The sequence below is a fragment of the Mesorhizobium sp. W050 genome (genome assembly GCF_054719535.1).
The window spans coordinates 2,529,151-2,543,471 of the sequence record NZ_JBTTIH010000001.1 but is presented as its reverse complement, the minus strand read 5'-3'; the positions used below and the strand labels follow the sequence as shown (position 1 = coordinate 2,543,471).

The 14,321-nt window shown below is 61.6% G+C and carries 15 protein-coding genes; all 15 read left to right on the top strand.

Annotation, left to right across the window (positions count from 1 at the left end; all coding sequences use genetic code 11):
• The first annotated feature begins 137 nt into the window (after positions 1 to 137).
• The 15 genes from ACYG9Y_RS12335 to ACYG9Y_RS12265 all read left to right on the top strand — a co-directional run bounded on the left by ACYG9Y_RS12335 (position 138) and on the right by ACYG9Y_RS12265 (position 14,245).
• Positions 138 to 749, top strand: coding sequence for a DsbA family protein (locus tag ACYG9Y_RS12335; RefSeq protein ID WP_023693402.1), 612 nt, complete (start codon positions 138 to 140; stop codon positions 747 to 749).
• A gap of 68 nt (positions 750 to 817) precedes the next feature.
• Positions 818 to 1,054, top strand: coding sequence for an Lrp/AsnC family transcriptional regulator (locus ACYG9Y_RS12330; protein ID WP_023739980.1), 237 nt, complete (start codon positions 818 to 820; stop codon positions 1,052 to 1,054).
• 307 nt (positions 1,055 to 1,361) lie between these two features.
• Entirely contained in the window at positions 1,362 to 2,774 is a 1,413-nt protein-coding gene (locus tag ACYG9Y_RS12325) for a circularly permuted type 2 ATP-grasp protein (RefSeq protein WP_023739979.1), read from the top strand.
• Positions 2,775 to 2,896: 122 nt separating this feature from the next.
• Positions 2,897 to 3,838, top strand: a complete 942-nt coding sequence (locus ACYG9Y_RS12320; protein WP_023693403.1) for an alpha-E domain-containing protein — start codon at positions 2,897 to 2,899, stop codon at positions 3,836 to 3,838.
• A 1-nt stretch (position 3,839) separates the two neighbouring features.
• Positions 3,840 to 4,634, top strand: a complete 795-nt coding sequence (locus tag ACYG9Y_RS12315; RefSeq protein ID WP_023739978.1) for a transglutaminase family protein — start codon at positions 3,840 to 3,842, stop codon at positions 4,632 to 4,634.
• A gap of 32 nt (positions 4,635 to 4,666) precedes the next feature.
• Positions 4,667 to 5,398 carry a peptidase gene (locus ACYG9Y_RS12310; protein ID WP_023739977.1) on the top strand — a complete coding sequence of 244 codons (732 nt, stop codon included), beginning with the start codon at positions 4,667 to 4,669 and terminating at the stop codon, positions 5,396 to 5,398.
• Between the two features lie 90 nt (positions 5,399 to 5,488).
• On the top strand, positions 5,489 to 6,904 hold the full coding sequence (locus ACYG9Y_RS12305; RefSeq protein WP_023739976.1) for a pyridoxal phosphate-dependent decarboxylase family protein: 1,416 nt from the start codon (positions 5,489 to 5,491) through the stop codon (positions 6,902 to 6,904).
• A 14-nt stretch (positions 6,905 to 6,918) separates the two neighbouring features.
• Positions 6,919 to 7,365 (top strand): hypothetical protein, encoded by a 447-nt coding sequence (locus ACYG9Y_RS12300; protein WP_023754895.1) that lies wholly within the window; start codon positions 6,919 to 6,921, stop codon positions 7,363 to 7,365.
• Positions 7,366 to 7,480: 115 nt separating this feature from the next.
• The gene (locus ACYG9Y_RS12295) at positions 7,481 to 8,248 is read left to right on the top strand and encodes a DeoR/GlpR family DNA-binding transcription regulator (RefSeq protein WP_023706202.1); all 768 of its coding nucleotides are present in this window, start codon (positions 7,481 to 7,483) and stop codon (positions 8,246 to 8,248) included.
• 117 nt (positions 8,249 to 8,365) lie between these two features.
• A complete protein-coding gene (gene glpD / locus ACYG9Y_RS12290) occupies positions 8,366 to 9,886 on the top strand; it encodes a glycerol-3-phosphate dehydrogenase (protein ID WP_023684649.1) in 1,521 nt (506 codons plus the stop codon).
• A 38-nt stretch (positions 9,887 to 9,924) separates the two neighbouring features.
• On the top strand, positions 9,925 to 11,004 hold the full coding sequence (locus ACYG9Y_RS12285) for an ABC transporter ATP-binding protein (protein ID WP_023684650.1): 1,080 nt from the start codon (positions 9,925 to 9,927) through the stop codon (positions 11,002 to 11,004).
• Between the two features lie 11 nt (positions 11,005 to 11,015).
• The gene (locus ACYG9Y_RS12280) at positions 11,016 to 12,107 is read left to right on the top strand and encodes an ABC transporter ATP-binding protein (protein WP_023684651.1); all 1,092 of its coding nucleotides are present in this window, start codon (positions 11,016 to 11,018) and stop codon (positions 12,105 to 12,107) included.
• On the top strand, positions 12,108 to 12,974 hold the full coding sequence (locus ACYG9Y_RS12275) for a carbohydrate ABC transporter permease (protein ID WP_023670975.1): 867 nt from the start codon (positions 12,108 to 12,110) through the stop codon (positions 12,972 to 12,974).
• Between the two features lies 1 nt (position 12,975).
• Positions 12,976 to 13,890: a carbohydrate ABC transporter permease gene (locus ACYG9Y_RS12270; RefSeq protein WP_023670976.1), complete on the top strand. Its 915-nt coding sequence runs from the start codon at positions 12,976 to 12,978 to the stop codon at positions 13,888 to 13,890.
• A 67-nt stretch (positions 13,891 to 13,957) separates the two neighbouring features.
• Positions 13,958 to 14,245 carry a DUF2160 domain-containing protein gene (locus tag ACYG9Y_RS12265; RefSeq protein ID WP_023684653.1) on the top strand — a complete coding sequence of 96 codons (288 nt, stop codon included), beginning with the start codon at positions 13,958 to 13,960 and terminating at the stop codon, positions 14,243 to 14,245.
• Positions 14,246 to 14,321: the final 76 nt, after the last annotated feature.

Sequence of the window (14,321 nt, the reverse complement as noted above, 5' to 3'; positions counted from 1 at the left end):
GTTTGCGGAGCCTCACGGTTTCAGCAACCGCAATATTCGCCACGCAAGTGCCACATGATCATGCTTAAGCCTCCTTTAACGCGGGGCGCGCATCGTAGGGACGGGTGGGGACCCGTTCGCGCAACCAGGGGACGACCATGTTCAAGCAGCCGATCGACCGGCGCCTTTTGCTGAAGGGCGCGGCAAGCCTCGCAGTTTTGGCTCCCTTGCCCGCCTGGGCAAGCACCGGGCCGACTGTCACGGAAGTCGCCTTCGATCCCGCCATTCCAGCGCTCGGCAACCCCGATGGCGACGTCACCATCGCCGAATTCGTCGACTATCAATGCCCGATCTGCAAGCTCGTCTTCGTCGAACTGAAGAAGTTGATGGAAGAGGACAACGGCGTCCGGCTTGTGATGAAGGACTGGCCGATCTTCGGCGACGTGTCGCGCGACGCGGCGCGGGTGACGCTGCTGAGCGGCGAACACTATGGCGCGGCGGTCGATGCGCTGATGACCAACCAGCGCGGCCTTTCGGAACGCCGCACCAACGACATCCTTTCTTCCGTCGGTGTCGATGTGGCGATGGTGCGTGCCGACCTCGCCATCCGTGAACCCGACATCGACGCTGCCCTTGTCCGCACCGAAGCCCAGGCGACGGCTTTCAAGCTGCGCGGCACGCCAGCCCTGGTCATCGGCGGCAACCTGTACCGGCGCGGCATGCCCGTGTCCGAACTGAGACAAGCCGTCGCCAAGGCCCGCTCCGCCTGATGCTTGAAAGCCGGGCGGCAGTCTGCCACAAGGGCCGCTTGAGTGCTGAAGCTTGATCGGGACCGGCAATGAAGACGTTTTTCATGCAGATAAAGTGCGATCTGGGCAAGTCCTACGAGGTCGCCAGCGCGCTCGCCGATGCCGAAATCGCCTCGGAAATCTACTCGACCGCCGGCGATTACGACCTGCTTGCCAAATTCTATGTCGACGACGAGGAAGATGTCGGCCACTTCGTCAACGAGAAGGTGCAGATTATTCCCGGAATCAAGGACACCTTCACGGTCGTCACTTTCCGCGCTTTCTAAAGCAATTCCAGGAAAAGTGTGAAGCGGTTTTCCGTCCGGAATTGCGTCGAAGCAAAAAGCCATGGCAGGTCGCCGTTTCCATGAAACGGTGAACTGCCATGGCCGCATCAGGCACTTGCCCGGTGAACTGCTAGAGCCGCATCAGGCACTTGCCCGGCGACAAGGCAGAGCCTGATTAAGGTCCTGTTCCGACTGCCCGAATTTTGGGCAGTCGGAACATACTGATCGCCGATATCCTCCAAATCACCGATTGCGCTTGATTTTCTCCCGCGACGCCAGTGAAATGGCGTCACAGGGGAGTATGCGATTGGCAGCGTTCGATGAAATGCTTCCGGAAGTTTCCGGGCTTAGACAACCGTATACGGCTTACGACCGCTGGCTGAAGGAGCAGGACCCGGCCAGGCTTACCGAAAAGATGCAGGACGCCGAGCGCGTCTTCCGCAAGACCGGCATTACCTTCGCCGTCTATGGCGAGCAGGAAGCCTCCGAGCGGCTGATCCCCTTCGACATCGTGCCGCGCATCATCTCCGGCAATGAATGGCGAAGGCTGACGCAAGGCATCGAGCAGCGCGTGCAGGCGCTGAACGCTTTCCTCGACGACATTTACCACCGCCAGGAAATCCTGCGCGCCGGCCGCGTGCCGAGGGAGCTGATCGCCAGGAACGAGGCGTTCCTGCCGGAAATGATCGGAGTGCGGCCACCGGCCGGCGTCTACACCCACATTATCGGCGTCGATATCGTCCGCATCTCGGAGAACGAGTTCTACGTGCTGGAGGACAATGCGCGCACGCCGTCGGGGGTCTCCTACATGCTGGAGAACCGCGAGACGATGATGCAGCTCTTTCCCGAGCTGTTCCAGCAGATCAAGGTGCGGCCGGTGGAGAATTATCCGCAATTGCTGCGCCAGTCGCTGGCGGCAGTGCGGCCGCAAAGCACCAAGGGCGCACCGACCATTGCCGTGCTGACGCCGGGCAGCTTCAACTCCGCCTATTTCGAACATGCCTTCCTCGCCGACCAAATGGGCGTGCAACTGGTCGAAGGCCAGGATCTGCGCGTTGTAGACGGCCACGTCGCCATGCGCACGACCGAAGGCTACAAGCAGATCGACGTGCTTTACCGGCGCGTCGACGATGCCTTCCTCGATCCGCTGACCTTCCGGCCGGACTCGGCCCTTGGCGTGCCCGGCATCATGGACGTCTACCGCGCCGGCAACATCACCATCGCCAACGCGCCGGGAACCGGCATCGCCGACGACAAGGCGATTTATTCCTACATGCCCGACATCGTCGAGTTCTACACCGGCCGCAAGGCCATCCTCGGCAACATCCCGACCTGGCGCTGCTCGGAGCCCGACAGCCTGAAATACGTGCTCGAACACATCCATGAGTTGGTCATCAAGGAAGTGCACGGCTCCGGCGGCTACGGCATGCTGGTGGGGCCGGCTGCGACCAAGAAGGAATGCCAGGATTTCGCCAAGAAGCTGCAGGCGAAGCCTTCCAACTACATCGCCCAGCCGACGCTGGCGCTGTCGACCTGCCCGATCCTGACAGAAAAAGGCCTGTCGCCGCGCCATGTCGACTTGCGACCCTATGTTCTGGTCTCCGACCGAATCCAGATCGTGCCCGGCGGCTTGACGCGGGTGGCGCTGAAGGAGGGGTCGTTGGTCGTGAATTCCTCGCAAGGCGGCGGGACGAAGGATACGTGGGTGTTGGACGATTAGGTAGGCAGTAGGCAGTAGGCAGTAGGCAGTAGAGGGACAAGAAATGTCATATTCCACAGAGATTCAAATGCTTACTAATCCCTACTCACTATTCCCTACTCACTAGCCCGAAGGGTCTTGCCATGCTTCTCGGCCGCACCGCCAACGGGCTCTACTGGATGAACCGCTATATCGAGCGGGCGGAAAACATGGCGCGTCTGGTCGATGCCGGCCTTCGCATGGCGCTGACCCGCACCCAGAGCGCGTCGGAAGAGTGGAATTCGGTGCTTCTCAGCGCCGGCTCCGACGTCACCTTCACGCAGAAATACAAGGACTACACCGCCGCCAACGTCGCCGACTTCCTGCTGCGCGATACCTCGAACCCGTCGAGCACGATGTCGGCGATCGAGACCGCTCGCAACAATGCCCGCATGGTGCGCACCGCGCTGACGCGCGAGACCTGGGAGAGCATCAACGAAGCCTGGATGGCGCTGAAGCGCATGCTGGCAAAGCCGATCGACGAGCGCGACCTGCCGAGTGTGCTCGACGCCATCAAGCGCGAGACGGCGCTGATCCGGGGCTCGTTTTACGGCACCATGCTGCGCAACGAGATCTTCGACTTCTCGCAGCTCGGCACCTATGTCGAGCGGGCCGACAACACGGCACGCATCCTCGACGTGAAATACTACGTGCTGCTGCCGTCGATCTCCTGGGTCGGCTCGAGCCTCGACAACTACCAATGGGAATCGATCCTGCGCTCGGTGTCGGCGCACCGTTCCTATCGCTGGGTCTATGAGGCCGACTACAAACCCACCAACATTGCCGACTATCTGATCCTCAATGTGCGCATGCCGCGTTCGCTGACCTTCTGCTATCGTTTTCTCGCCGAGCATCTGAAGTTCCTCGGCGACGACTATGGCGACCGTCATGCCTGCCACGCCACCGTCGACAGGACACAGGCGATGCTGCAGGCAGGGTCGATCAAGGACATATTCGACGCCGGCCTGCACGAATTCCTTGCCAGGTTCATTCAGGACAATACCAAGCTTGGCGAAGAGATTGCACAAGATTACCGGTTCAATTGACATGCGATTGAAAATCACCCATCGGACCGAATACCGCTACGACGCGCCGGTGCACTATCTGTTGCAGCGGCTACGCCTGTTACCGGTCAGTGGCCCGACGCAGACCGTGCTGTCCTGGGCGCTGAAGATCGAGGGCGCGCGCGAGGAAGTCCGCTTCAACGACCATTTCGGCAACGATAACAGGTTGTTGAGCGTCGATGGCGAGCGTGACTTCATCACCGTCGAGGCCTCCGGCGAGGTTGTCACGCGCGACACAGCAGGCGTCTCGGGTCCGCATCACGGCTTTGCGCCGCTGTGGCTGTTCAGCCAGGAGACAGCTTTGACCATCCCCGGCGAGGGCATAAGCGAGCTTGCCGCGGCCGTCGGCAAAGGTACCGACATCGAAAGGCTGCATCGGCTGATGGCGCTGATCGTCGAGCGCGTCGCTTACACGCCGGGCACCACCAGCGTGACGACCCCGGCGGAAGAGGCATTGGCGCTGAAGACCGGCGTTTGCCAGGATCACAGCCACATCTTTGTCACCGCAGCCCGCGTCATGGGTTTTCCGGCTCGCTATGTCAGTGGCTATCTGATGATGGATGCGGCCATCGAGCAGGCGGCGAGCCATGCCTGGGCCGAAGCCCATGTTCAGGGTCTCGGCTGGGTCGCCTTCGACGCCGCCAACGGCATTTCCCCCGATGAACGCTATGTCAGGGTAGCCACTGGCCGTGATTATCGCGACGCCTCGCCGGTATCGGGAATTCGACTGGGACAGGCGGAGGAACAGCTTGCAGTCACCGTCACGGTAGAGCAGTAGTCTCCGCCAAGATTGCTGCCTGAAGAGATTCCATGACTTATTGCGTCGGCCTCAAGATCGATCGTGGGCTCGTGTTCATGTCGGACACGCGCACCAATGCCGGGATGGATTCGATCTCCACTTTCAAGAAGATGCATGTCTGGGAAGAGCCAGGCGAGCGCGTCATCGTGCTGATGTCGGCCGGCAATCTGGCGACGACGCAGGCCGTGGTCAGCCTGCTCGACGAGCGCACCAAGGCGGTGGCCGAACGCCACGCGACGCTGCTCGAAACCCCATCCATGTACCAGACGGTGCGGCTGGTCGGCGACACCGTCAAGGAAGTCATCGCCAGCTCGTCGCCTGCCGGCGAAAAGGCGGATTCCTATTTCAACGCCTCCTTCATCCTCGGCGGCCAGATCAAGGGCAGCCCGCCACGGCTGTTCATGATCTATCCCGAGGGCAATTTCATCGAATCCACCGACGACACGCCGTTCTTCCAGATCGGCGAGACCAAATACGGCAAGCCGATCATCATCCGTGCCTATGAAAGGACGATGAGCCTGGCTGAAACGGTCAAGCTCTTGCTGGTGTCGTTCGATTCGACGCTGAAATCGAACCTGTCCGTCGGCCTGCCTCTCGACCTGCTGTTCCTGGAGGAGGACACGTTCAAGGTGGGTTTGAAAAAGCGCATCGGCCAGGATGATCGATATTATCGTGCTATTTCCGAAGGCTGGTCGAACGCGTTGAAGACAGCCTTTGCCAGCCTGCCTGATTTTCCGGGGTAGCGCAGGGACCTTCGTCGCGGTTGCCTGTCTCTATTTAACATGTTAATCAAAATTCAAACCGCTGGGCAGATCGGCGCGTCGGGAGGATCCATGGACAACGAGCAATTCCGCGACTGGTCGAGGCGCGCCGCCGACTGGGGCGCTGATTACCGCGCCGGCCTTCGCGATCGGCCGGTGCGACCTGCCATAGCGCCGGGCGAGATCTTCAGGAGCATCGAAACTTCTCCGCCGGAGGCGGCGGAATCGATGGAGACGATCTTCGCCGATTTCGAAGCCAAGATCGTGCCCGGAATGACGCATTGGCAGCATCCGCGTTTCTTTGCTTATTTCCCGGCCAATGCAGCACCCGTCTCCGTGGTTGCCGAATATCTGGTCTCTGCGATGGCCGCGCAGTGCATGCTGTGGCAGACTTCGCCGGCGGCGACAGAGCTTGAGACGCGCATCGTCGACTGGATGCGCCAGGCGCTCGGCCTGCCCGAAGGCTTTTCCGGCGTCATCCAGGACTCCGCATCATCGGCGACGCTGGCCGCCGTACTGACCATGCGCGAGCGCACGCTCGACTGGCAGGGCAACAAGAAGGGTCTTTCCGCGCAGGGCAGGCTGCGCGTCTATTCCTCCGACCAGGTGCACACCTCGATCGACCGCGCCATCTGGGTCGCCGGCATTGGCGAGGAAAACCTCGTCCGCATTCCCGTCGCCGGCACCTACCGCGCCATGGATACCGCGGCTTTGGAAGCGGCGATTGTTGCCGACCGCGCGGCCGGCCTATTGCCGGCCGGCATCATCGCGTGCGTCGGCGGCACCAGCACCGGCGGCACCGACGACATCGCTGAAGTGGCCGCGGTGGCCAAACGCCAGGGGCTCTATCTGCATATCGACGCCGCCTGGGCCGGATCGGCGATGATCTGTCCGGAATACCGGCATTTCTGGACCGGTGTCGAGGGCGCGGACTCGATCGTCTTCAACCCGCACAAATGGCTGGGCGCGCAATTCGACTGCTCGATCCAGTTCGTCCGCCAGCCGGAGGATCTCGTGCGCACGCTGGCGATCAAGCCGGACTATCTGAAAACTCGCGGCCATGACGGCATCATCAACTACTCCGAATGGTCGGTGCCTCTCGGCCGTCGCTTCCGGGCGCTGAAGCTGTGGTTCCTGCTGCGCGCCCATGGCCTCGAGGCGCTGCGCACCATGATCCGCAATCACGTCGCCTGGAGCGAAGGCATAGCAGCGCGCCTGGCCGAGGAGGAGGATTTCGAGCTCGCCAGCCAGCCGATGCTGTCGCTGTTCTCGTTCCGGCATCGCGCCGCATCCGGCGCTGACTGCGACGAGCACAATCTGCGTCTGGTCGACGCCATCAACAATGACGGCCGTATCTACCTGACGCAGACGCGTGTCGATGGGCGGGTCGCCATCCGCTTCCAGGCAGGCCAGTTCGAGACAACCGCGGCCGATGTCGATACCGCCTTCACTGTCATCTGCGAGTGTGCAAGATCCCCGAAGGACTGACAGGGATTGCCCGGGTGGTTGCCGCCGCCGGGGCAAGCCAGCAAGGACTTGCGAGCAAGCATATGGCCGGAAGGGCTGAAGGGGTTAGCCAGAATCTGACGGGCGTCTGGAGCGGGCGCTATTTCTATCCGCGCGAACTGCCGCCGGTTTCCTTCGTTGCAACGCTGATCGAGACGGCAACCAGCTTGACGGGGATGACCCACGAACCGGCGGCGACCAGCACGGCAAGATACGCAAGCCTGCAGGGGCAGCGAGAGGGCAACGCCGTCTCCTTTACCAAGACATACGACAAGGCCCAATTGAAGGCGCACCCGATTCACTACAGCGGCATCATCAACGGTGATGCAACCGAGATCAAAGGCACTTGGCGAATCCCGGGATACTGGTCCGGCAATTTCCTGATGATCCGCTCGCCAGGTAAAGTCGCGGCTGTCACCCGCAAGGTGGCGGAGCGGGTCTGAGCCGTATCTGCCCGGTTCGCCTTTGCAATCACCGATATTTCATTAGCCGGCGTCTCCCTTTTCATTGCTTTCGTTTTCAGCTACAAACAAGAAAAACGAAAACGGGAGGTTCTCAGTGTATTTGTCGCCGCGCCATGCCGAGATCATCCAGATGGCGAAGGACCATGGCCGTGTGCTGGTCGATGACCTCGCCACGCATTTCAACGTGACGCCACAGACCATCCGCAAGGACCTCAACGATCTCTGCGATCAGCGGCTGCTGACGCGCATCCATGGCGGGGCCCTGTTCCCGTCCGGCATCGAAAACATGGAGTATGAGGCGCGCCGCAAGATTGCCGCCGACGAGAAGGAGGCCATCGGCCGCGCGGCGGCCAGGCTGATACCCGACAACGCCTCCCTGTTCATCAACATCGGCACCACGACCGAGTCGGTCAGCAAGGCGCTGCTCGACCATGCCGGGCTGATGGTCATCACCAATAATATCAATGTTGCCAACAGGATGCGCATCTATCCTTCGATCGAGGTGGTAATCGCCGGCGGCGTCGTGCGCGGCTCCGACGGCGGCGTTGTCGGCGAGGCCGCGGTCGATTTCATCAGGCAGTTCAAGGTCGACTATGCGGTGATCGGCGCCTCGGCCATCGACCATGACGGCGCGTTGCTCGATTTCGACTTTCGCGAAGTGAAAGTGGCGCAAGCCATCATCGCCAATGCCAGGCATGTCATCCTGGTGTCCGACCAGACCAAGTTCGAACGCACCGCGCCGGTTCGCATCGGCCATCTCTCGCAGGTAAACACCTTCATCACCGACCGTTGCGACATCCCGTCGGTGCGTAAGATCTGCGAGGAAGCGGAGGTTCAATTGATCGAAACGTCGCTCGGCTAGGCTATCGATCACGGTCCCGTTACATTTCGTTTGACATTCGTTCTTATTTCGAAATAATCCCGATACGGTTTCGTAACAACTCAAAAATGCTGCAATGCGAAATCGCGGGAGGGATTTGTGGACGCAGTCCGTGACATCTTCGTCATCGGTGGCGGCATCAATGGCTGCGGCATCGCCCGCGACGCCGTTGGGCGGGGCTTTTCGGTATTTCTCGCCGAGATGAACGACCTCGCCAGCGGAACCTCCTCCGGTTCGACCAAGCTGATCCATGGTGGCCTGCGCTACCTCGAATTCTACGAGTTCCGGCTTGTGCGCGAGGCGCTGATGGAGCGCGAGGTTCTGTGGAAGAACGCGCCGCACATCATCTGGCCGATGCGCTTCGTGCTGCCCTATGCCAAGGGCCTGCGCCCGGCCTGGCTGATCCGGCTCGGCCTGTTCCTCTACGATCATATTGGTGGCCGCAAATTGCTGCCGGCTACCCGGACACTGGACATGTCCAAGGATCCGGCCGGCAAGCCGCTGAAGCCGCTGTTTCACAAGGCTTTCGAGTACTCGGACGGCTGGGTCAACGATGCCCGGCTGGTGGCGTTGAACGCGCGTGACGCCGCCGACCGCGGCGCCACCATCCGCACCCGCACGAAAGTCGTCGGGGCGCGGCGCGAAGGCGATCTGTGGGCGATCCGCGTGGAAGACGTGCAGACGGGAGAGGCAGAGGAGGTCAAGGCCCGGCTGCTGGTCAATGCCGCCGGTCCGTGGGTCGACCACGTCCTGTCGACCACTGTGGGCCAGAACGACGTGCACAATGTGCGCCTGGTGCAGGGCAGTCATATCGTCATCAAAAAGAAGTTCGATGATCCGCGCGCCTACTTCTTCCAGAACAAGGACGGGCGCATCATCTTCGCCATTCCCTACGAGGAAGAATTTACGCTGATCGGCACCACCGATCGCGACTATCCCGGCGATCCGCATGACGTGAAGATCAGCGACACCGAGATCGACTATCTCTGCGCGGCGGCGAGCGAATATTTTGCTGAAGCCGTGACGCGCCCCGACATCGTCTGGACCTATTCGGCCGTGCGCCCGCTCTACGACGACGGCGCTTCGAAGGCGCAGGAAGCGACCCGCGACTATGTGCTGAAAGCCGATGGCGGCGGGGGCAAGGCGCCGATCGTCAACGCTTTCGGCGGCAAGATCACCACCTACCGCCGGTTGTCGGAATCGATGCTGGAAAAGGTCGAAGGTTTTCTCGGCAAGCGCGGTAAGCCGTGGACGGCGAACGCGCCCTTGCCGGGCGGCGATTTCCCGGCCACCGGTTTCGACGTCCAGGTGGCGAAGCTGAAGAGCGCCTTTCCTTTCATCGACCAGCGCCTGGCGCGTCGGTTGACCCGGCTTTACGGCACGCGCGCGCAAGTGCTGCTCGGCCTCGCCAAGTCGAACGCCGATCTCGGCCGCAATTTCGGCGCCGATCTCTATGAGGCCGAGGTACGCTACCTCAGCGAAAACGAATGGGCGCTGACCGCCGAAGATGTATTGTGGCGTCGCACCAAGCGCGGTCTGCATCTCAGCCGGGAACAGGCGTCGGCGCTTGACGAATTCATGCGCGGCATCAGCCGGCGCCATGTCGCGGCAGCGGAATAGGGAAGGCGATTGATGCACAAAGCCTGGGAGGAGGCATCATGCTGGAACTGAGAAACGTGACGAAGATGGTCGGCGCGGTGGAGCATATCCGCGACGTGTCGCTGACGCTTCAGCACGGCTCGCTCAACGTTTTGCTCGGGCCGACACTGTCGGGCAAGACAAGTCTGATGCGGCTGATGGCCGGGCTCGACGTGCCGACCACCGGTTCAGTCTGGTTCGACGGCCAGAATGTCACCGGCATGCCGGTGCAGCAGCGCAAGATCGCCATGGTCTATCAGCAGTTCATCAACTACCCCGCGATGACCGTCTACGAGAACATCGCCTCGCCGTTGCGCGTCGCCGGCACCGACCAGGCCAAGATCGACAAGGAAGTCCGCAACGCGGCAGGGCTTCTGAAGCTCACACCCTATCTCGACCGCACGCCGCTCAGCCTGTCCGGCGGACAGCAGCAGCGTACGGCGCTGGCCCGCGCCATCGTCAAGAATGCCAGCCTGGTGCTGCTCGACGAGCCGCTCGCCAATCTCGACTACAAATTGCGCGAGGAGCTGCGCGCCGAACTGCCCAAGATATTTGCCGCCGCCGGCACCATTTTCGTCTACGCCACGACTGAGCCGCATGAAGCCTTGCTGCTCGGCGGCAATACGGCGACGCTGTCCGAGGGGCGGATCACCCAATTCGGGCCGACCATCGACGTCTTCCGCAAGCCGATCGACCTGGTGACGGCGAAAACCTTTGCCGATCCGCCGCTCAACACCATCGTGCTGGCCAAGAAGGGCCCGGATTTCCTGCTCGAGGGCGGCGTCAAGCTGCCGGTACCGGCAGAACTCGCCGGCATTGCCGACGCCAACTACACGATCGGCTTCCAGCCGCATCATCTGTCGCTCGAGCGGCCCAACGCTGCCGCGGTGCCGGTGCGCGCCAAGGTGACGATCACCGAGATCACCGGCTCGGAAAGCTTCATCCATCTCGATTTTGCCGATGCGCGCTGGGTCATGCTGACCCACGGCATCCGCGATTTCGAGCCCGACGCCGAGATCGAGGTGTTTATCGATCCGCGCCACATCATGGTCTTCGACAGCAACGGCAGCGCCGTCGCCGCGCCGAAGCTTGCGGCCTGAGGGGGGAAGAGATGGCGCGCATCGACGTCAACCATGTCAGGCACTCCTACCTGCCCAACCCGCAGAAGGATGCCGATTTTGCGCTGCGGGAAGTGCACCACACTTTCGAGGATGGCGGCGCCTATGCGCTGCTTGGGCCTTCGGGTTGCGGCAAGACCACGCTGCTCAACATCATTTCGGGACTTCTGCACCCCTCGCACGGTGAGTTGCTGTTCAACGGCAAGGACGTCACCAATCTGTCGACGCAGGAGCGCAACATCGCGCAGGTGTTCCAGTTCCCGGTCATCTACGACACCATGACCGTCTACGACAATCTGGCCTTCCCGCTGCGCAACCGCGGCGTGCCGGAGGCCGATGTCGACCGCAAGGTGCGGGAGACGCTGGAGATGATCGACCTGGAGTCGTGGGCGAAGAAGAAGGCGAGGGGCCTGACCGCCGACCAGAAGCAGAAGATCTCGCTCGGCCGCGGCCTGGTGCGCTCGGATGTCAATGCCATCCTGTTCGACGAACCGCTGACGGTTATCGATCCGCACATGAAGTGGGTGCTGCGCTCGCAGTTGAAGCAACTGCACCGCCGCTTCGGCTACACCATGGTCTATGTCACCCATGACCAGACCGAGGCGCTGACCTTCGCCGACCAGGTCGTCGTCATGTATGATGGCGGCATCGTCCAGATCGGCACGCCGGCCGAATTGTTCGAGCGCCCGCGCCACACATTCGTCGGTTACTTCATCGGCTCGCCCGGCATGAACGTCATGCCGGTGGCGATCGACGGCAAGACCGCGACCATTGGCAGCCAGCGGATCGAGCTGCCCGGCGCGCCAAAGACCGCCGCTGGGAGCTCCGGCGCCATCGAACTCGGCATCCGCCCCGAATATGTCAGGCTCGGCCGTGACGGCATGGCGGTTAAAATCAGCAAGGTCGAGGATCTCGGCCGCCACAAGGTGGTGCGCGCCAGCCTCGAAGGCCGCGAGATCGCTGCCGTCATCGGCGAGGACGAGAGCGTGCCGGCCGACCCAAAGGTTCGTTTCGATCCGGCCGGCATCAACATCTATGCCGATTCCTGGCTGGTTGAGATGGGGCGTGTCGAGATGGGGGCATAGATGGAAAAGACCTGGAACAACAAGGCCTGGTTCCTGGTGCTTCCGGTGCTGGTGCTGGTGGCGTTCTCGGCCGTCATTCCGCTGATGACGGTCGTCAACTATTCGGTGCAGGACACCTTCGGCAACAACGTCTTCTTCTGGGCAGGCACCCAGTGGTTCGAGGAACTGCTGTCGTCCAGCCGCTTCTGGGAAGCGATGGTGCGCAACCTGATCTTCTCCTTCATCATTCTGGCCATCGAAGTGCCGCTCGGCATATTCATCGCGCTCAACATGCCGAAGAAGGGCTGGGGCGTGCCGGTCTGCCTAGTGCTTATGTCGTTGCCGCTGCTCATTCCGTGGAACGTCGTCGGCACCATCTGGCAGGTCTTCGGCCGCAACGACATCGGCCTGCTCGGCTACTACGTCAACGCGCTCGGCATCGACTACAATTACGTTCAGGATCCGTTCGACGCCTGGGTCACCATCATCATCATGGACGTCTGGCACTGGACCAGCCTTGTCGTGCTGCTCTGCTATGCCGGCCTGGTTTCGATCCCGGATGCCTTCTACCAGGCGGCCAAGATCGACGGCGCCTCGCGCTGGGCGGTGTTCCGTTATATCCAGCTGCCGAAGATGCAGCGTGTGCTTTTGATCGCCGTGCTGTTGCGCTTCATGGATAGCTTCATGATCTACACCGAGCCCTTCGTCGTCACCGGCGGCGGCCCCGGCAACTCGACCACCTTCCTGTCGATCGACCTCGTCAAGACCGCGCTCGGCCAGTTCGACCTCGGTCCGGCGGCCGCCATGTCGCTGGTCTACTTCCTGATCATCCTGTTGTTGTCGTGGGTGTTCTACACCGTGATGACCAACTACGACGCGGAGCGCTGAGATGAGCGGCGCCAACGAAAGAGCCGACAGAGTGAGCGAAACCACCGCTTCGGGAAAATTGGCGAGCACGCTTTCGCAGGATCAGGTCGCCCGGCTGATGCGCAAGCGCGGCGAGGAATCGCGCTGGTGGTGGATCGTGCCGACGATCTACATCATCGTGCTTCTGCTGCCGATCTACTGGCTCATCAACATGAGCTTCAAGACCAATGCCGAGATCGTCTCCTCGCTGACGCTCTATCCGCATCAGCCTACGATCGCCAACTACGTCACTATCTTCACCGATGCGTCCTGGTATTCGGGCTACATCAACTCGATCACCTATGTTGTCATGAACATGGTGATTTCCGTGGCTGCGGCGCTGCCGGCGGCCTACGCCTTTTCGCGCTACCGCTTCCTCGGCGACAAGCATCTGTTCTTCTGGCTGCTGACCAACCGCATGGCGCCGCCGGCAGTGTTCGCGCTGCCGTTCTTCCAGCTCTATTCGGCTTTCGGCCTGATCGACACCCACATCGCTGTGGCGCTGGCGCACTGCCTGTTCAACGTGCCGCTGGCGGTGTGGATCCTCGAAGGCTTCATGTCGGGCGTGCCCAAAGAGATCGACGAAACAGCCTATATCGACGGCTACTCCTTCCCGCGCTTCTTCGTCAGGATATTCATGCCGCTGATCGCCAGTGGCATCGGTGTCGCCTGCTTCTTCTGCTTCATGTTCTCATGGGTCGAGCTTTTGATCGCTCGCACGCTGACGACCACCGATGCCAAGCCCATCGCCGCCACCATGACCCGCACCGTTTCGGCCGCCGGCATGGATTGGGGCCTGCTCGCTGCCGCCGGCGTGCTGACGCTGATCCCCGGCGCGCTCGTCATCTGGTTTGTCCGCAACTACATCGCCAAGGGCTTCGCCCTGGGGAGGGTGTGATGAAACAAAAGCACGGGTTCACCCTCACCACCACCGCCAAGGGCTTTGCCCTGGGGAGGGTGTCACCATGAATCTCGACCTCACCTGGATGGCGTGGACGTGGCCGACGGCGGCGTTCTTCGGCACCATTCTTCTGCTGCTGTGTGGCATGGCGTTTTGGGAATTTGCCTCGCCGGGCGGCAATCCGCGCGCCGGCATCCTGCGCTTCGAGACGACGCGCGGCGACCGTCTTTTTCTGTCGCTGCTTGGCAGCGCCTTTATCCATCTCGCTTGGCTGGGTCTTGTCGGATCCAACCTGTGGTGGGCTCTCGCTCTCTCCGTGGTCTACGCCGTCGGCGTGTTCCGCTACGTATAGAGGGGGAAACTGTTGGATCGACCGCGTGCCGGCGGCCGTTCCAGATCGCACTTGAAACCTAAATGTGGAGGAAACC